Genomic DNA, 19,287 nt, shown 5'->3' on the forward strand with positions numbered 1-19,287 from the left:
ATGTCGGTGGTTTCGATGGCGGCCACTTGCGTGGTCGTCAGGGCGGCCACTTGGGTGGTGCTCAGGGCGGCAGCCTGGGCGGTGCTCAGGTTGGCGATCTGGTCGGTGGTCAGTGCGGCAACCCCGGCCGTGCTGAAGGCGCGGATGCTGGCCGTGTTCAATGCAGCGATGTCGGTGGTTTCAATGGCGGCCACTTGGGCGGTCGTCAAGGCGGCAATCTGGTGGGTGCCCAGGCCAGCCAACTGAGCCGAGTTGAGCGCGGCGACTTGATCCGTGGTCAGTGCGGCGGTGCCAGCGGTGGTCAAGGCGCGCACTTCAGCGGTGGTCAGGACGGCGACCTGATCAGTGCCCAGGACAGCGACTTGGGCGGTGTTCAGTGCAGCGATCTGGGCCGTGGTCATGGCCTTGATGTCGGTGGTCTCGATGGCGGCCACTTGCGTGGTCGTCAGGGCGGCCACTTGGGCGGTGGACAAGGCCGAGGCCTGCGCCGTGCTCAGGTTGGCGATTTGGTCAGTCGTCAGTGCAGCGACACCGGCAGTGGTGAAGGCGCGGACGCTGGCGGTGCTCAGTGCCGAGATGTCGGTGGTTTCAATGGCGGCCACTTGGGCGGTCGTCAAGGCGGCAATCTGGTGGGTGCCCAGGCCAGCCAATTGAGCCGAGTTGAGCGCAGCGACTTGCGAGGTGGTCAGGGCTGCGGTGCCTGCCGTGGTCAGGGCGCGCACTTCGGCGGTGGTCAGGACGGCGACCTGATCGGTGCCGAGGACAGCCACTTGCGCGGTGTTCAGGGCAGCGATCTGGGCGGTGGTCAGGGCCTTGATGTCGGTGGTTTCGATGGCGGCCACTTGCGTGGTCGTCAGGGCGGCCACTTGGGCGGTGGACAAGGCCGAGGCCTGCGCCGTGCTCAGGTTGGCGATTTGGTCAGTCGTCAGTGCAGCGACACCGGCAGTGGTGAAGGCGCGGACGCTGGCGGTGCTCAGTGCCGAGATGTCGGTGGTTTCAATGGCGGCCACTTGGGCGGTCGTCAAGGCGGCAATCTGGTGGGTGCCCAGGCCAGCCAACTGAGCCGAGTTGAGCGCGGCGACTTGATCCGTGGTCAGTGCGGCGGTGCCAGCGGTGGTCAAGGCGCGCACTTCAGCGGTGGTCAGGACGGCGACCTGATCAGTGCCCAGGACAGCGACTTGGGCGGTGTTCAGTGCAGCGATCTGGGCCGTGGTCATGGCCTTGATGTCGGTGGTCTCGATGGCGGCCACTTGCGTGGTCGTCAGGGCGGCCACTTGGGCGGTGGACAAGGCCGAGGCCTGCGCCGTGCTCAGGTTGGCGATTTGGTCAGTCGTCAGTGCAGCGACACCGGCAGTGGTGAAGGCGCGGACGCTGGCGGTGCTCAGTGCCGAGATGTCGGTGGTTTCAATGGCGGCCACTTGGGCGGTCGTCAAGGCGGCAATCTGGTGGGTGCCCAGGCCAGCCAACTGAGCCGAGTTGAGCGCGGCGACTTGATCCGTGGTCAGTGCAGCGGTGCCAGCGGTGGTCAAGGCACGCACTTCGGCGGTGGTCAGGACGGCGACCTGATCGGTGCCCAGAACAGCCACTTGCGCGGTGTTCAGCGCAGCGATCTGGGCGGTGGTTAGAGCCTTGATGTCGGTGGTTTCGATGGCGGCCACTTGCGTGGTCGTCAGGGCGCCGACTTGAGCGGTGGACAAGGCTGAAGCCTGGGCCGTGCTCAGGTTGGCGATCTGGTCAGTCGTCAGCGCAGCGACACCCGCGGTGGTGAAGGCGCGGACGCTGGCGGTGCTCAGGGCCGAGATGTCGGTGGTCTCGATGGCAGCCACTTGGGCGGTCGTCAAGGCGGCAATCTGGTGGGTGCCCAGGGCAGCCAACTGAGCCGAGTTGAGCGCAGCGACTTGATCCGTGGTCAGGGCCGCAGTGCCTGCGGTGGTCAGGGCCCGCGCTTCAGCGGTGGTCAGGGCCGCGACCTGATCGGTGCCCAGAACAGCCACTTGCGCGGTGTTCAGCGCAGCGATCTGGGCGGTGGTTAGAGCCTTGATGTCGGTGGTTTCGATGGCGGCCACTTGCGTGGTCGTCAGGGCGCCGACTTGAGCGGTGGACAAAGCCGAGGCTTGCGTCGTGTTCAGCGTGGCGACTTGGTCAGTGGTCAAGGCTGCGACACCTGCCGTGGTCAGGGCGCGGACGCTGGCGGTGTTCAAGGCACCGATGTCGGTGGTCTCAATGGCGGCGACTTGGGCGGTCGTGAGTGCAGCGACCTGGGAGGTGCCCAAAGCGGCGACTTGGGCCGAGTCCAGAGCCGCGACTTGCGAGGTGGTCAGTGCGGCGGTGCCAGCGGTGGTCAGGGCACGCACTTCGGCGGTGGTCAGGACAGCGACCTGATCAGTGCCCAGGACCGCCACTTGCGCGGTGTTCAGCGCGGCGATCTGAGCGGTGGTCAGTGCCTTGACGTCGGTGGTTTCGATGGCGGCCACTTGCGTGGTCGTCAGGGCGCCGACTTGAGCGGTGGACAAGGCTGAAGCCTGGGCCGTGCTCAGGTTGGCGATCTGGTCAGTCGTCAGCGCAGCGACACCCGCGGTGGTGAAGGCGCGGACGCTGGCGGTGCTCAGGGCCGAGATGTCGGTGGTCTCGATGGCGGCCACTTGGGCGGTCGTCAAGGCGGCAATCTGGTGGGTGCCCAAGGCAGCCAACTGAGCCGAGTTGAGCGCAGCGACTTGATCCGTGGTCAGGGCCGCGGTGCCGGCCGTCGTCAGGGCACGGGCCTCGGCGGTGGTCAGGACAGCAACCTGATCGGTGCCCAGGATAGCCACTTGGGCGGTGTTCAGTGCCGCAATCTGAGCCGTGGTCATGGCCTTGATGTCGGTGGTTTCGATGGCGGCCACTTGGGTGGTCGTCAGGGCGCCGACTTGGGTGGTGCTCAGGGCGGCAGCCTGGGCGGTGCTCAGGTTGGCGATCTGGTCGGTGGTCAGTGCGGCAACCCCGGCCGTGCTGAAGGCGCGGATGCTGGCCGTGTTCAATGCAGCGATGTCGGTGGTTTCAATGGCGGCCACTTGGGCGGTCGTCAAGGCGGCAATCTGGTGGGTGCCCAGGCCAGCCAACTGAGCCGAGTTGAGCGCGGCGACTTGATCCGTGGTCAGTGCAGCGGTGCCAGCGGTGGTCAAGGCACGCACTTCGGCGGTGGTCAGGACGGCGACCTGATCGGTGCCCAGAACAGCCACTTGCGCGGTGTTCAGCGCAGCGATCTGGGCGGTGGTTAGAGCCTTGATGTCGGTGGTTTCGATGGCGGCCACTTGCGTGGTCGTCAGGGCGCCGACTTGAGCGGTGGACAAAGCCGAGGCTTGCGTCGTGTTCAGCGTGGCGACTTGGTCAGTGGTCAAGGCTGCGACACCTGCCGTGGTCAGGGCGCGGACGCTGGCGGTGTTCAAGGCACCGATGTCGGTGGTCTCAATGGCGGCGACTTGGGCGGTCGTGAGTGCAGCGACCTGGGAGGTGCCCAAAGCGGCGACTTGGGCCGAGTCCAGAGCCGCGACTTGCGAGGTGGTCAGTGCGGCGGTGCCAGCGGTGGTCAGGGCACGCACTTCGGCGGTGGTCAGGACTGCAATCTGGTCAGTGCCCAGTGCGGCCACTTGCGCGGTGTTCAGCGCGGCGATCTGAGCGGTGGTCAAGGCCTTGATGTCGGTGGTCTCGATGGCGGCCACTTGTGTGGTCGTCAGGGCAGCCACTTGGCTGGTCGACAAGGCCGAGGCCTGGGTCGTGTTCAGCGCGACGATCTGGTCGGTGGTCAGCGCAGCGACACCCGCGGTGGTCAGGGCGCGAACGCTGGCCGTGTTCAGGCCAACGATGTCGGTGGTTTCGATGGCCGCGACTTGGGCGGTGGTGAGTGCAGCGACCTGTGTGGAACCCAAGGCAGCGACTTGGGCCGAATCCAGGGCCGCAACTTGCGAAGTGGTCAGCGCAGCGGTGCCAGCGGTGGTTAGAGCGCGCACTTCAGCGGTGGTCAAAACAGCGACCTGATCGGTGCCCAGGACAGCGACTTGCGCGGTGTTCAGTGCAGCGATTTGAGCGGTGGTCAGGGCCTTGATGTCGGTGGTTTCGATGGCGGCCACTTGCGTGGTCGTCAAGGCTGCCACTTGGGCTGTCGACAAAGCCGAGGCTTGGCTCGTGTTCAGCGCAGCGACCTGGTCGGTGGTCAGCGCGGCGATACCGGCGGTGGTCAAGGCGCGAACGCTGGCCGTGTTCAGGCCGACGATGTCGGTGGTTTCGATGGCGGCGACCTGGGCGGTCGTCAGAGCGGCAATCTGGTGGGTACCCAGTGCGGCCACTTGAGCGGAATCCAGCGCGGCCACTTGGGTCGTGGTCAGTGCGGCGGTACCGGCGGTGGTCAGCGCACGGACTTCGGCCGTGGTCAGCACCGCAATCTGGTCAGTGCCCAGTGCGGCCACTTGCGCGGTGTTCAGTGCGGCGATCTGGGCGGTGGTCAGGGCCTTGATGTCGGTGGTTTCGATGGCGGCCACTTGCGTGGTTGTCAGGGCGGCCACTTGGGCAGTCGACAAAGCCGAGGCCTGGCTCGTGTTCAGCGCGACGATCTGGTCGGTGGTCAGTGCAGCCACACCAGCGGTCGTGAGGGCGCGGACATTGGCGGTGTTCAAACCGGCGATGTCGGCGGTCTCGATGGCGGCGACCTGAGCGGTCGTCAAGGCGGCAATCTGGTTGCTCCCCAGCGCGGCGACTTGGGCCGAGTCCAGGGCCGCGACTTGCGAGGTGGTCAGCGCGGCGGTGCCAGCGGTGGTCAAGGCCCGCACTTCAGCGGTGGTCAGGACAGCGACCTGATCGGTGCCCAGAACCGCCACTTGCGCGGTGTTCAGGCCAGCAATCTGAGCGGTGGTCAGGGCCTTGATGTCGGTGGTTTCGATCGCGGCCACTTGCGTGGTCGTCATGGCGGCCACCTGGGCGGTGCTCAAGGCAGCGGCCTGGGCCGTGCTCAGGTTGGCGACTTGATCAGTCGTCAGCGCGGCGACACCCGCCGTCGTCAAAGCGCGGACACTGGCGGTGCTCAGGGCCGAGATGTCAGTGGTCTCGATGGCGGCCACTTGGGCCGTCGTCAAGGCGGCGATCTGATGGGTGCCTAAGGCGCCCACCTGTGCCGAGTTCAGGGCGGCGACTTGATCCGTGGTCAGGGCGGCGGTGCCTGCGGTGGTCAGGGCACGCACTTCGGCCGTGGTCAGGGCAGCGACCTGGTCGGTGCCGAGGACAGCCACCTGCGCGGTGTTCAGTGCGGCAACCTGCGCCGTGGTCAGGGCCTTGATGTCGGTGGTTTCGATGGCGGCCACTTGCGTGGTCGTCAAAGCGGCGATCTGGCTGGTGGACAAAGCCGAGGCTTGGTTCGTGTTCAGCGCGGCGATCTGATCGGTGGTCAGCGCAGCCACACCAGCGGTCGTGAGGGCGCGGACGCTGGCCGTGTTCAGGCCGACGATGTCGGTGGTTTCAATGGCCGCAACCTGCGCGGTCGTCAAGGCGGCAATCTGGGCGCTGCCCAGTGCGGCAACCTGGCTTGAATCCAATGCAGCGATTTGTGCCGTGGTCAAGGCGGCGGTGCCGACGGTGGTCAAGGCACGGACTTCGGCCGTGGTCAACACAGCAATCTGATCCGTGCCCAGAGCCGCGACTTGGGCGGTGGTCAATCCAGCGATCTGGGCCGTGGTCAGCGCCTTCAGATCATTGGTTTCAATGGCGGCGACCTGCGTGGTGGTCAGCGCGGCGACCTGACTGGTCGACAGGGCGGATGCCTGAGTGGTGTTCAGCGCAACGATCTGGTCGGTGCCCAGCGCGGCGACACCCGCGGTGGTCAAGGCGCGAACGCTGGCCGTGTTCAGGCCAACGATGTCGGTGGTTTCAATGGCGGCGACCTGGGCGGTCGTCAGGGCGGCAATCTGGTGGGTGCCCAGTGCAGCGACTTGGGCCGAATCCAGGGCCGCGATCTGGGCCGTGGTCAGGGCGGCGGTACTGGCGGTGGTCAGCGCACGGACTTCGGCCGTGGTCAGCGCACCGATCTGGTCCGTGGTCAGCGCGGCCACCTGGGCGGTGTTCAAGCCGGCGATTTGGGCCGTGGTGAAGGCCTTGAGGTCGCCCGTTTCAATGGCGGCGATCTGGCTGGTCGTCATCGCGGCGACCTGGTTGGTGCCGAGTGCGGCCACTTGAGCCGATGTCAGTGCCGCGATCTGGTCAGTGGTCAACGCGGCGGTGTTGGCCGTGTTCAGGGCGCGTGCGCCAGCCGTGGTCAGGACCGCGATCTGGTCCGTGCCGAAGGAGGCCACCTGCGCGGTGTTCATTGCGGCGATCTGGGCGGTGGACATGGCCTTGATGTCGCCGGTTTCGATGGCGGCGATCTGGCTGGTCGTCATGCCGGCCACCTGGCTGCTGCTCAGCGAGGCGATCTGGCTTGAGTTCAGTGTCGCGACCTGGTCCGTGGTCATGGCGGCGATGGCCGCGGTGCTCATTGCCCGCAGTCCTGCGGTGCTCAATCCGACCAGATCGGTGGTTTCGATGGCAGCCACCTGGCTGCTTGTCAACACCGACAGCTGCGTTGTGGACAAAGCGGCCACCTGCGCCGAGGTCAGCGCAACGATGTTGTCGGTGACCAGCGCGGCCACAGCCGCCGTGGTCAGTGCCCGCAGGTCGGCGGTCTGGATGGCCGCGACCTGGACCGAGGTCAAGGCTGCGACTTGAGCGGTGTTAAAAGCGGCCCAGTCCTCCGTGGAGAGGTTGACGATCGATTGGGTGGACAACGCAGCGATTTGCGTGGTCGAGTACATCGGAATCAGCGAGGACATGGTCTACCCTTTTTCAGCCAGTGTTTTTGGCATGTAAGCAAAAATATCGGTCAAGATTTCAAAGACTTGAGGCTGGGCACCTCTCGGTGGCCCAGCCTGTCTGTGTCAGATGTCAGATCAGCAGGTTGTTCTGCTTGTCGTCGATCAGTTGCGTGTGGTCGATCGGTACCAGCGGCAGGTCATGGTGTGTGACCGAGGCCACATTCAATGTCGCGTGGCTGGCGTTGGAATCTGCCTGGCCTGCCAGCAAGTCCTCGCCTCGGTCGGACAAGACATCGTGGGCGCTGACTGCCAGAGGCGTGGCCGGTTTGGTGCCGTCCTCGCCTGCCGCGCCGGTGGCCGTGGCGGCTGCCGACGCTTGCACCGTGGTGTGCAGGTTGGCGTCGTCCACCGGGATGGTCGTGGCGGTGGTCGTCGTGCTGGCGACTTCCTTGCTGAACCAGACATCGGCCATGTCGTGCGTTGCGCCGTCCGAAGTCTTGTAACCAGAGACCAGGCCCAGCAAGTTGCCGTTGTCGATTTCCGTGCCGGTCTTGGCCCCCAGGTCCAACTCGATGATGCCCAGGCTGGCCAAGGTCTTGAGCTCGCCAGCGTTGGTGATGCCATCACCGTTGCCATCGACCCAGACCTGCAGGTCCTTGAAGGTGGCGTCGGTGGCAGTGATCTTGCCGTCTTGATTGGAGTCCAGCTCTCTCAAGGCGGCGTAGCCGTCGCCAGCGCGCTGACCATTGGCCAGGACCGTGCCGGTGCCGAACAGTTCGGTGCCGTCGTTGATGGAGCCGTCATGGTTGCGATCCATCACCAGCAGGCCGTCGCCAGAAGAGGTCCAGCCGTGTTGGCTGGTCGCGCCGGTGGCATTCAGGTCGAAGCGGTTGCCATGGGCGGCCGAGTTGGTGTGCACCCCGTCACCGTTCAGGTCCAGCACGATGGGCGAAGCAGAGATCAGGGCATCCACCTGGGCGCCGGTCATCGCCCCGATTTGCGTCGACGTGAAGGCCACGCTCTGGCTCATGCTCAAGGCTGCCAGGTCGGTGGTCTCCAGGGCCACGATCTGGTCCGTGGTGAACGACTGCATCTGCGTGGTGGTCAGTTCATGGAACTGCGCCGTGGTGAAGGCCGCGACCGCCTCGGTGTTCAGGTTGCTGATCTGCACCGTGGTCATGGCGCGGATGTCGGCGGTGCTGAAGGTCTGGATGTCGGCCGTGTCCAGGCTGGCGATCGCGTGGGTGTTCAGCGCGGCGACCTGAGTGCTGGTCAGTGCCTGCATGGCCACCGTGTCAAAGGCCTGGACTTCCGTCGAGGTCAGTGCCGCGACGTTGGTCGTGGTCAGGGCCACCACTTGCGCGGTGGTCAGGGCCGCGATCTGGTCGGTGCCGAACGAGGTGACCTGGGCGGTGTTGAAGGCCGCGACCTGGGCCGTGGTCATCAGACGCAGGTCGCTCGTTTCGATGGCGGCGATCTGGTTGGTGGTCAGCGAGCCGATCTGGCTGGTGGCGAAGGCCGAAATCTGCGTCGAGGTCATGGCCACGATCTGATCCGTGGTCAGGGCGGCCAGGCCAGCCGTGGTCAGGGCGCGGATGTCGGCGGTGTTGAGTGCACCGATGTCGGTGGTTTCAATCGCTGCGACCTGGGCCGTGGTCAAGGCGGCGATTTGCGAGGTGGACAGGGCGCCGATTTGCGTGGTGTTCAGCGCGGCGATCTGGTCGGTGGTCAGGGCGGCGATGCCGACGGTGGTGAAGGCGCGGGCCTCCGCCGTGGTCAGCACACCGATCTGGTCGGTGGTCAAAGAGGCCACTTGCGCCGTGTTCAAGCCAGCGATCTGGGCCGTGGTCATGGCCTTCAGGTCGGTGGTCTCGATGGACGAGATCTGCGTGGTGTTCAGCGCAGAGATCTGCGAGGTGGACAGGGCGCCGATCTGAGTGGTGCTCAGCGCAGCGACTTGGTCCGTGGTCAGCGCAGCCACGCCAGCCGTGGTCAGGGCGCGGATGTTGGCGGTGGTCAGGGCGCCAATGTCGGTGGTCTCGATCGCGACCACCTGGGCCGTGGTCAAGGCTGCCACTTGGGTCGACGCCAGGGCGTTGATCTGGGCGGTGTTCAGCGCCACGATCTGGTCGGTGGTCAGGGCGGCGATGCCGGCCGTGGTCAAGGCGCGTGCCTCGGCCGTGGTCAGCACACCGATCTGGTCGGTGGTCAGCGAGGCCACTTGCGTGGTGGTCAGGCCAGCGATCTGGGCCGTGGTCATGGCCTTCAGGTCGGCGGTTTCAATGGCGGCCACTTGCGCGGTGTTCAGTGCCGCGACCTGGGAGGTGGCCAACGCCGCCAACTGGGTGGAAGTCATGACCGCGATCTGATCAGTGGTCAGGGCACCGACCAGGGTGGTGGTCAGGGCGCGGATGTCGGCCGTGTTCAGGGCGCCGATGTCGGTGGTCTCGATGGCAGCGACTTGCGCGGTGTTCAGGTTGGCGACCTGGCTGGTGCTCAGGGCGGCAATTTGAACCGTGTTGAAAGCGACAATCTGGTCGGTGGTCAAGGCAGCGATGCCCGCCGTGGTGATGGCACGGGTTTCGGCCGTGGTCAGCACGCCGATCTGGTCGGTGGTCAGCGAGGCGATTTGGGCCGTGTTTAGGCTGGCGATCTGGGCCGTGGTCATGGCCTTCAGGTCGGCCGTTTCAATCGATGAGACCTGGGTCGTTGTCAATGCGCCGACCTGGGTGGTGCTCAGCGCGGCCAGTTGCGTCGAGGTCATGACGGCGACTTGGTCGGTCGTCAAAGCGCCGATGGAGGCCGTGTTCAGGGCGCGGATGCTGGCCGTGTTCAGGGCACCGATGTCGGTGGTCTCGATGGCAGCCACCTGGGCGGTGTTCAGATTCGCGATCTGGCTGGTGCCCAGGGCCGCAACTTGAACCGTGTTGAAGGCGACGATCTGATCCGTGGTCAGGGCAGCGATGCCCGCCGTGGTGATGGCACGGGTCTCAGCCGTGGTCAACGCGCCCACCTGGTCGGTGGTCAGCGAGGCCACTTGGGCCGTGTTCAGGCTGGCGATCTGGGCCGTGGTCATGGCCTTCAGGTCAGCGGTTTCAATGGCACTGATCTGAGTGGTGTTCATCGCGGCGATCTGGCTGGTGCCAAAGGCGGCGATCTGGGTCGAGGTCATCAACGCGATCTGGTCGGTCGTCAAGGCACCGACGGAGGCCGTGTTCAAGGCGCGGATGTCGGCCGTGTTCAGGGCGCCGATGTCGGTGGTCTCGATGGCGGCCACTTGCGCGGTGTTCAGGTTGGCGACCTGGCTGGTGCTCAGGGCGGCAATTTGAACCGTGTTGAAAGCGACAATCTGGTCGGTGGTCAAGGCAGCGATGCCCGCCGTGGTGATGGCACGGGTTTCGGCCGTGGTCAGCACGCCGATCTGGTCGGTGGTCAGCGAGGCGATTTGGGCCGTGTTTAGGCTGGCGATCTGGGCCGTGGTCATGGCCTTCAGGTCGGCCGTTTCAATCGATGAGACCTGGGTCGTTGTCAATGCGCCGACCTGGGTGGTGCTCAGCGCGGCCAGTTGCGTCGAGGTCATGACGGCGACTTGGTCGGTCGTCAAAGCGCCGATGGAGGCCGTGTTCAGGGCGCGGATGCTGGCCGTGTTCAGGGCACCGATGTCGGTGGTCTCGATGGCAGCCACCTGGGCGGTGTTCAGATTCGCGATCTGGCTGGTGCCCAGGGCCGCAACTTGAACCGTGTTGAAGGCGACGATCTGATCCGTGGTCAGGGCAGCGATGCCCGCCGTGGTGATGGCACGGGTCTCAGCCGTGGTCAACGCGCCCACCTGGTCGGTGGTCAGCGAGGCCACTTGGGCCGTGTTCAGGCTGGCGATCTGGGCCGTGGTCATGGCCTTCAGGTCAGCGGTTTCAATGGCACTGATCTGAGTGGTGTTCATCGCGGCGATCTGGCTGGTGCCAAAGGCGGCGATCTGGGTCGAGGTCATCAACGCGATCTGGTCGGTCGTCAAGGCACCGACGGAGGCCGTGTTCAAGGCGCGGATGTCGGCCGTGTTCAGGGCGCCGATGTCGGTGGTCTCGATGGCGGCCACTTGCGCGGTGTTCAGGTTGGCGACCTGGCTGGTGCTCAGGGCGGCGATCTGGACGGTGTTGAAGGCGACGATCTGATCCGTGGTCAGGGCAGCGATGCCCGCGGTGGTGATGGCACGGGTTTCGGCCGTGGTCAACGCGCCGACCTGGTCGGTGGTCAGCGAGGCCACTTGGGCGGTGTTCAGGCTGGCGATCTGGGCCGTGGTCATGGCCTTCAGGTCGGCGGTTTCAATGGCGCCGATCTGGTTGGTGTTCATCGCGGCGATCTGCGCCGTGGAGAACGACGCCACTTGCGTCGAGGTCAAGGCCGCGATCTGGTCCGTGGTCAGTGCGCCGGCCGCTGCTGTGTTCAAGGCGCGGATGTCGGCCGTGTTCAGGGCGCCGATGTCGGTGGTCTCGATGGCAGCCACCTGGGCCGTGTTCAGCACAGCGACCTGGTTGGTGCCCAAGGCAGAGATCTGGACCGTGTTGAAGGCGACGATCTGGTCGGTGGTCAAGGCAGCGATGCCCGCCGTGGTGATGGCGCGGGCTTCGGCCGTGGTCAGCACGCCCACCTGATCAGTGGTCAGCGAGGCCACCTGGGCGGTGTTCAGGCTGGCGATCTGGGCCGTGGTCATGGCCTTCAGGTCGGCAGTTTCAATCGCACCGATCTGGTTGGTGTTCATCGCACCAATCTGTGTCGTCGCGAAAGCAGCCACTTGCGTCGAGGTCATGGCCGCGACCTGGTCGGTCGTCAGGGCGCCGACAGCGGCGGTGCTCAATGCCCGAACGTGGGCGGTGTTCAAGGCGCCGATGTCGGCGGTCTCGATGGCGGCGACCTGGGCGGTGTTCAGCACAGCGACCTGGTTCGTGCCCAAGGCGCTGATCTGGTCAGTGGCCAGTGCCACGATCTGGTCGGTGGTCAGGGCTGCGACGCCTGCGGTGGTCAGGGCGCGCACGCTGGCCGTGTTCAGCACGGTCACCTGGTCGGTGGTCAGCGAGGCGACTTGGGCCGTGTTCAAGGCGGCCATCTGTGCGGTCGTCAGGGCCTTCACATCGGTGGTCTCGATGGCGGCGATCTGGTCGGTGCTCATCGCGCCGATCTGGGTCGTGGCGAACGCGGCCACCTGGGCCGTGTTCAGGTTCACGACCTGGTCCGTGGTCAGTGCACCGACGGCGGCGGTAGTCAGGGCGCGGATGTCGGCGGTGTTGAGTGCACCGATGTCCGTGGTTTCAATGGCGGCCACCTGGGCCGTGTTCAGCACGGCGATCTGGTTGGTGCCCAACGCTGCGATCTGCGCGGTGTTCAGCGCCACGATCTGATCGGTGGTCAGGGCGGCGACGCCAGCGGTGTTGATGGCGCGCGCTTCAGCCGTGGTCAACACGCTGATCTGGTCGGTGGTCAGCGAGGCGACCTGTGCCGTGTTCAACACGGCAATTTGGGCCGTGGTCATGGCCTTCAGGTCGGCGGTTTCGATCGAACTGATCTGGTTCGTGTTCAGTGCGACGACCTGGGTCGTGGACAGCGCAGCCACTTGCGTGGAGCTCAGCGCAGCGACCTGGTCGGTGGTCAAGGCACCGACGTTGGCGGTGTTCAGGGCGCGGATGGCCGCCGTGTTCAAGGCGCCGATGTCGGCCGTCTCGATGGCCGCCACCTGGGCGGTGTTGAAGGCTGCGATCTGGCTGGTGCCCAGCCCGCTGATCTGTGTGGTGCTCAGTGCAACCACTTGATCGGTGGTCAGGGACGTGACCTGGTTGGTGCTCAACGCGGCGGCTTGTGCCGAGGTCAGCACAGAGATCTGGTCAGTGGTCAAGGCACCGATGGCGGCTGTTGTCAAGGCTCGCACACTGGCGGTGTTCAGGGCGCCAATGTCGGAGGTTTCAATGGCCGACACCTGGGCAGTGTTCAGCACGGCGACCTGGCTGGTGGACATGGCGGCAATCTGCGCAGAGTTCAAAGCCACGATCTGGTCGGTGGTCAGGGCGGCCATGGCCGCGGTGTTCAGGGCGCGAACGTTGGCGGTGTTCAAGGCGCCGACCTGGTCGGTGGTCAGCGTCACGATCTGTGCGCTGTTCAGCGTGGCGACTTGCGCTGTGGTCAGGGCGCGCACGTCCAGTGTCTCGATCGGCGAGACCTGGTTGGTGGTCAAGGCGGCGATCTGGGTGGTGGACAAGGACGCAATCTGCGTCGAAGTCAGGGCCACAATCTGGTCGGTGGTCAGCGCCGCGATGGCAGCCGTGCTCAAGACCCGCACGTCGGCGGTGGTCAAGGCGCCGATGTCGGCGGTCTCGATGGCGGCGACTTGGTTGGTGTTCAGCGCGGTGACCTGCGTGGTGGACAGCGACGCGACCTGGGCCGAATTCAACGCCACGATCTGGTCGGTGGTCAACGCGCCAACGGCGGCCGTGCTCAAGGCCCGAACTTCGCTGGTGGTCAGCACGCCGACTTGGTCGGTGGTCATTGCAGCGGCCTGGGCGGTGTTCAGCACCGCGACCTGGGCGGTGGTCATGACGCGCAGGTCGGCGGTTTCAATGGCGGCGACCTGGTCGGTCGTCAACACGGCCACCTGGTTGGTGCCCAGCGAGGCCACTTGGGTCGAGCTCAGCGCCACCACCTGGTCGGTGGTCAGCGCGGCGATGGCGGCGGTGGTCAGGGCCCGAACACTGGATGTGTTCAGGCCGCTGATGTCGCTGGTTTCAATCGACGATGCCTGGGCAGTGTTCAGGGCGGCGACTTGGCTGGTGCCCAATGCACCGATCTGTGCCGAGTTCAAGGCGACGACCTGGTCGGTGGTCAGCACCGCCACCTGGCTCGTGCCCAGGGCGGCCACCTGTGTGGTGCTCAAGGCGCCGATCTGGTCGGTCGTCAGGCCTGTGACCGCCACCGAATTCAGCACGCGGATGCTGGCCGTGTTCAAGGCACTGATGTCGGTCGTCTCGATCGACGACACCTGGGTGGAGGTCAGCGCAGCCACTTGCGAGGTGGACAGGGCGGCCACTTGGGCCGAGTTCAGCGCCACGATCTGGTCGGTCGTCAGTGCGCCTGCGGCAGCGGTGCTCAGGGCGCGCACGTCCGCGGTGTTCAGGACCGAGATCTGGTCGGTTGTCAGGGCGGCCACTTGCGCCGTGTTCAGCGCAGCGGCCTGAGCGGTGGTCAGCACGCGCAAGTCGGTGGTTTCAATGGCGGCCACCTGGTCGGTGGTCAGCGCGGCGACTTGGCTGGTGCTCAGCGAGGCGACCTGGGTTGAGGACAGTGCCGCGATCTGGTCAGTGCTCAAGGCGCCCACGGCGACCGTGTTGAACGCGCGGATGTTGGCGGTGTTCAGGGCGCTGATGTCGGTCGTCTCGATGGCCGAGACCTGGTTCGACGTCAGGGCGGCGACCTGGTTGGTGCCCAGGGCGGCAACCTGGGCCGAGTTCAGTGCCGCGATCTGGTCCGTGGTCAGCGCGGCAATGCCTGCGGTGGTCAAGGCCCGCACATCGGCGGTGTTCAGTGCGCCGATCTGGTCCGTGGTCAAGGCAGCCACTTGCGCCGTGTTGAAGACGGCGACCTGGGCGGTGGTCATCACGCGCAGATCAGCCGTTTCAATGGCGGCGATCTGGTCGGTGCGCAGTGCGGCGACCTGGTTGGTGGCCAGCGCGGCGACTTGGGCCGAACCCAAGGCGACGACTTGATCAGTCGTCAAGGCATTGATGGCGGCGGTGGTGAGGGCGCGGATGCTGGCGGTGTTCAGCGCACCAATGTCGCTGGTGTCAATGGCCGACACTTGGGCTGTGTTCAAAGCGCCCACCTGGGTCGTGCCCAGGGCGGCAATCTGTGCGGTGTTCAGCGCGACGATCTGGTCGGTCGTCAGGGCGGCCACGCCAGCGGTGGTCAGCACACGCACCGCAGCGGTGGACAGAGTACCGATCTGGTCGGTGGTCAGCGATGCCAACTGGGCGGTGTTGAACGCGGCCACTTGCGCGGTGTTCATGGCGGCCAGGTCGGCGGTTTCGATGGCCGACACCTGCGTCGTGTTCAGCACGGCAACCTGGTTGGTGGCCAAGGCAGCCACTTGGGACGAGCTCAGGGCCGCGATCTGATCAGTGGTCAACGCGGCCACGGCGGCCGTCGTCAAGGCCCGCATGCTGGCGGTGTTCAGGGCGCTGATGTCGCTGGTGTCGATCGACGACACCTGGGCGGTGTTCAGGGCGGCCACTTGGGTGGTCACCAGGGCAGCGATCTGCGCGGTGTTCAGGGCCACGATCTGATCGGTGGTCAGGGCTCTCACAGCGGCGGTGCTCAGGGCCCGCACATCGGAGGTTGTCAAGACCCCGACCTGGTCGGTGGTCAAGGCGGCCACATGGGCGGTGTTGAACGCGGCCACCTGGGCGGTGGTCATCATGGCCACGTCGGTGGTTTCGATGGCGGCGATCTGGTCGGTGGTCAGCGCGGCGATCTGGGTGGTGGCAAAAGCAGCCACTTGCGACGACGTCAGGGCGACCATTTGGTCGGTGGTCAGCGCGGCCACGGCGGCGGTGTTCAGCGCGCGGATGTCGGCGGTGTTCAAGGCTCCGATGTCGGCGGTGTCAATGGCCGAAATCTGGCGCGTGTTCAGGGCAGAGACCTGGGTGGTGCTCAAAGCGGCGATCTGCACCGTGGTCAAGGCCACGATCTGATCGGTGGTCAAGGCGGCCACGCCCGCCGTCGTGATGGCGCGGGTTTCGGCGGTGGTCAGTGCGCCGACCTGTTCGGTGTTCAGCGACGAGATTTGGGCCGTGGTCATGGCGGCAATCTGCGCGGTGGTCAGTGCGCGCAGGTCCACCGTGTCGATCGCGGCGATCTGGTTGGTGTTCAGGGCCGTGATCTGGTTGGTCGCCAGCGAGGCCAGCTGCGCTGAATTCAGCGCCACGATCTGGTCGGTGGTCAGTGCGCCCACCGCGGAGGTGGTCAACACTCGGATGGCGGCTGTGTTGAGCGCGCCAATGTCGGTGGTCTCGATGGACGAGACCTGCGCGGTGTTCAGCACGGCCACTTGGCTCGTACTCAGCGCCGACAGGTGCGCGGTGTTCAGTGCCACGACGTGGTCGGTCGTCAGGGCGGTCACCGCCGCGGTGGTCAGCGCCCGGATGTCGGCGGTCTCAATGGCTTCGATCTGTGCTGTCGTCAGCGCGGCGATTTGGGCTGTGTTGAACAGCGCCCAGTCCGCGGTAGAAAGGTTGACGATCGATTGGGTCGAAAGTGCCGCGATCTGCGTGGTGGACAGCAGTGGAATCAACGAAGCCATAAATCAAACCCCTTGGGTAAATCACAGTGAAAAGCGGCTTCGGGGGCTCTAAAAAAAACGCCAACCAGCCGCTTAACAAAAAAACTTGTTAGATCTGTCTGGAGGCTAAATCCGGGACCTGGCCTCCAAAGCTCGAATAAGCCGGGGCATTCAGAACCGATTTCAGCCCGCGAGATTCTTCAAGTCATCCTCGGACTTATCGGCGCGGGCTAAATAGACTGAAGGCGAGGGATGCTCGTCAGGGGTGGCGAAGAGCGCGGTCACACGGCTGCGCGTGAACTCCATCACGGAGTCCGCTTATCCCAAATGCTGAGACTTGATGTTTCTGCGGGGTAAACGGCGCGAGTCCGTCTACTTTTTAACGGCTGAACGCAGAATTACGGGAATACGCTGACTGGGGTATGCAGGTGCAGCCAACGGGCGGCCACTTGGGCCAGATGAGGCGCCGATCCGCTGGTCCACAGTTGAGTGGTGGGCTGGGCGTTCGGGTCAACATGGCGGGGCAACTCGGCGCTGACACGTTGCGTTTGACGCGATACGGCCCGAGCTGTGTCGATGATGCGAACGTGCGGCCCCAATGCTCTTTGAAACAGCGGCGCCACAAACGGGTAGTGGGTGCAACCGAGCACCACCGTGTCGACATCGGCTTCGCGCAAAGGTTGGGAAAAGGCCTCGACCAGCGCCCGCAAGGCCGGACTGTCCAGTTGACCCGCCTCGATCTCTTTGGCCAGCCCAGGGCAGGGCTGCGGCACGATCAGGGCGGCTTGCCCGTGAACTTCAATCAAGCGTTTAAATTTGTCACTGGCCAGCGTGCCGGGTGTGGCCAGCACGCCGATGCGCTTGTTGGTCGACAAGGCGACCGCTGGCTTGACACCCGGTTCAACCCCCACGATGGGCACCTGCGGCCAGCGTTGGCGCAGGGTGTGCACCGCCATGGCCGTGGCCGTGTTGCAGGCCACGACGATGACTTGCGCACCCTGGCTCAGCAAAAACGCGCTGATCGCTAGCGCGCGGCCGGCGATGAAGGCGTCGTCGCGCTCGCCATATGGGGCGTTGCCCGAGTCCGCTATATATAAGAGCTGCGCGAAGGGCATGTGCTGCCGCAGATCTTTTAGCACCGACAACCCGCCCAAACCCGAGTCGAACAGCCCAATGCGCAATCCTTCACCAAGAGAGGTGTCCGGGGGCATCAAGGCAGTAGGCACAATGTCGGGTTGGGTCATGTGAATGCTATTTTCCTCTGAATAGAGGGGGTAAGCGCTGTCCGAACCCAAGAAGTCGCGCTAGAATCGAACGATCGTGCTTTTTTAAGCATGTCTCTTATCAATATTCCTCATGACGCAGGAGAACACCGCATGAAGGTTCTGGTTCCGGTCAAACGTGTTGTTGACTACAACGTGAAAGTCCGTGTGAAGTCTGATGGTTCTGGCGTGGACATCGCCAACGTCAAGATGAGCATGAACCCTTTCGACGAAATCGCCGTCGAAGAGGCCACGCGCCTCAAAGAAAAAGGCATCGTCACTGAAATCATCGCCGTCTCGGTGGGCGTGACCCAGTGCCAGGAAACCCTGCGCACGGCCATGGCCATTGGCGCAGACCGCGGCATCCTGGTCGAAACGACCGACGACGTGCAACCCCTGGCCGTGGCCAAGATCCTGGCGGCCCTGATCGCCAAGGAAAAGCCCGACCTGATCATCCTCGGCAAGCAAGCCATCGATGACGACAGCAACCAGACCGGCCAGATGGTCGCCGCCCTGGCCAACCTGCCACAAGGCACGTTCGCCTCGAAGGTGGAAGTCGCTGGTGGCAAGGTCAACGTGACCCGTGAAGTCGATGGTGGTCTGGAAACCGTGTCGCTGAGCCTGCCGGCCGTGATCACGACCGACCTGCGCCTGAACGAGCCCCGCTACGTCACGCTGCCGAACATCATGAAGGCCAAGAAGAAGCCGCTTGAAACCCTCAAGCCTGCCGATCTGGGTGTCGACGTGACTTCGCGCATCAAAACCCTGAAGGTTTCTGAGCCTCCCAAGCGCTCCGCCGGCATCAAGGTGCCCGACGTTGCCACGCTGGTGAGCAAGCTCAAGAACGACGCCAAAGTGATCTGAGGAGACAACAACCATGACCGCTCTCGTCATTGCTGAACACGACAACAACAGCCTGAAAAGCGCCACGTTCAACACCATCACCGCTGCCAAGCAAGCCGGTGGTGACGTTCACGTGCTGGTGGCAGGCTCCAACGCCGGTGCCGCTGCCGCTGCCGCCGCGCAAATCGCTGGTGTGACCAAGGTGCTGCACGCCGACGGCGCCCAGTTCGCCGACGGCCTGGCCGAAAACCTGGCCGCCCAAGTGCTGGCCCTGGCTTCGAGCTACAGCCACCTGTTCTTCCCGGCCACCGCCTATGGCAAGAACATCTCGCCTCGCGTCGCCGCGAAGCTGGACGTCGCCCAGGTGTCGGAAATCTCCAAGGTCATCAGTGCCGATACCTTCGAGCGCCCAATCTACGCTGGTAACGCCATCGCCACCGTGCAATCCACGGATTCGGTGAAGGTCGTGACCGTGCGTGGTACCGGCTTCGACGCGGCGGCTGCCACCGGTGGTTCTGCCGCCGTGGAAACCGTGGCTGCTGTCGCTGACAGTGGCTCGTCGAGCTTCGTGGGCCGTGAAGTCACCAAGAACGACCGCCCCGAGCTGACCGCCGCCAAGATCATCGTGTCCGGTGGCCGTGCCCTGGGCTCGTCCGACAAGTTCAACGACGTGCTGTCGCCCCTGGCCGACAAACTGGGTGCCGCCTTGGGCGCCTCGCGCGCTGCTGTTGATGCTGGCTACGCCCCGAACGACCTGCAAGTCGGTCAAACCGGCAAGATCGTGGCGCCTCAGCTGTACGTGGCCATCGGTATTTCCGGTGCCATCCAGCATTTGGCCGGCATGAAGGACTCCAAGGTGATCGTCGCGATCAACAAGGACCCTGAAGCCCCGATCTTCCAAGTGGCCGACTTTGGCCTGGAAGCCGATCTGTTCACGGCCGTGCCTGAGCTGATCAAGGCCCTGTGATCATTTAGTGTGATTTGATTGAACCACCGCTGAATTGGCGGATGCAAATGCCAGACAAACCGTCTGCCTGATGCTTGCGGGGGCACC

General features: G+C 64.9%; 5 protein-coding genes. 2 read left to right on the top strand and 3 right to left on the bottom strand.

Going from position 1 to position 19,287, the window contains the following annotated elements:
* The 3 genes from PSV38_RS05215 to murI all read right to left on the bottom strand — a co-directional run.
* Nucleotides 1–6,830 (bottom strand): heme utilization protein (locus tag PSV38_RS05215; RefSeq protein WP_300545598.1); only part of this gene is annotated, 6,830 nt, incomplete at its 3' end.
* Between the two features lie 112 nt (nt 6,831–6,942).
* Nucleotides 6,943–16,149, bottom strand: coding sequence for a hypothetical protein (locus tag PSV38_RS05220; RefSeq protein WP_300545601.1), 9,207 nt, complete (start codon nt 16,147–16,149; stop codon nt 6,943–6,945).
* 377 nt (nt 16,150–16,526) lie between these two features.
* The gene (gene murI / locus PSV38_RS05225) at nt 16,527–17,372 is read right to left on the bottom strand and encodes a glutamate racemase (RefSeq protein ID WP_300545603.1); all 846 of its coding nucleotides are present in this window, start codon (nt 17,370–17,372) and stop codon (nt 16,527–16,529) included.
* 132 nt (nt 17,373–17,504) lie between these two features.
* Here murI and PSV38_RS05230 point away from each other — a divergent pair, with 132 nt between their 5' ends.
* Together PSV38_RS05230 and PSV38_RS05235 are read left to right on the top strand one after the other, a co-directional pair.
* Nucleotides 17,505–18,254, top strand: coding sequence for an electron transfer flavoprotein subunit beta/FixA family protein (locus PSV38_RS05230; RefSeq protein WP_300545605.1), 750 nt, complete (start codon nt 17,505–17,507; stop codon nt 18,252–18,254).
* Nucleotides 18,255–18,267: 13 nt separating this feature from the next.
* Nucleotides 18,268–19,200 (top strand): FAD-binding protein, encoded by a 933-nt coding sequence (locus tag PSV38_RS05235; RefSeq protein ID WP_300545607.1) that lies wholly within the window; start codon nt 18,268–18,270, stop codon nt 19,198–19,200.
* The last annotated feature ends 87 nt before the right edge of the window (nt 19,201–19,287 follow it).

It is taken from the genome of Aquabacterium sp., from assembly GCF_029946005.1.
Classification (GTDB): domain Bacteria; phylum Pseudomonadota; class Gammaproteobacteria; order Burkholderiales; family Burkholderiaceae_C; genus Aquabacterium.

Coding starts and splice junctions, on each gene's coding strand:
- PSV38_RS05220 (WP_300545601.1), bottom strand. CDS start 16,149: ATGGCTTCGTTGATTCCACTGCTGTCCACCACGCAGATCGCGGCACTT.
- murI (WP_300545603.1), bottom strand. CDS start 17,372: ATGACCCAACCCGACATTGTGCCTACTGCCTTGATGCCCCCGGACACC.
- PSV38_RS05230 (WP_300545605.1), top strand. CDS start 17,505: ATGAAGGTTCTGGTTCCGGTCAAACGTGTTGTTGACTACAACGTGAAA.
- PSV38_RS05235 (WP_300545607.1), top strand. CDS start 18,268: ATGACCGCTCTCGTCATTGCTGAACACGACAACAACAGCCTGAAAAGC.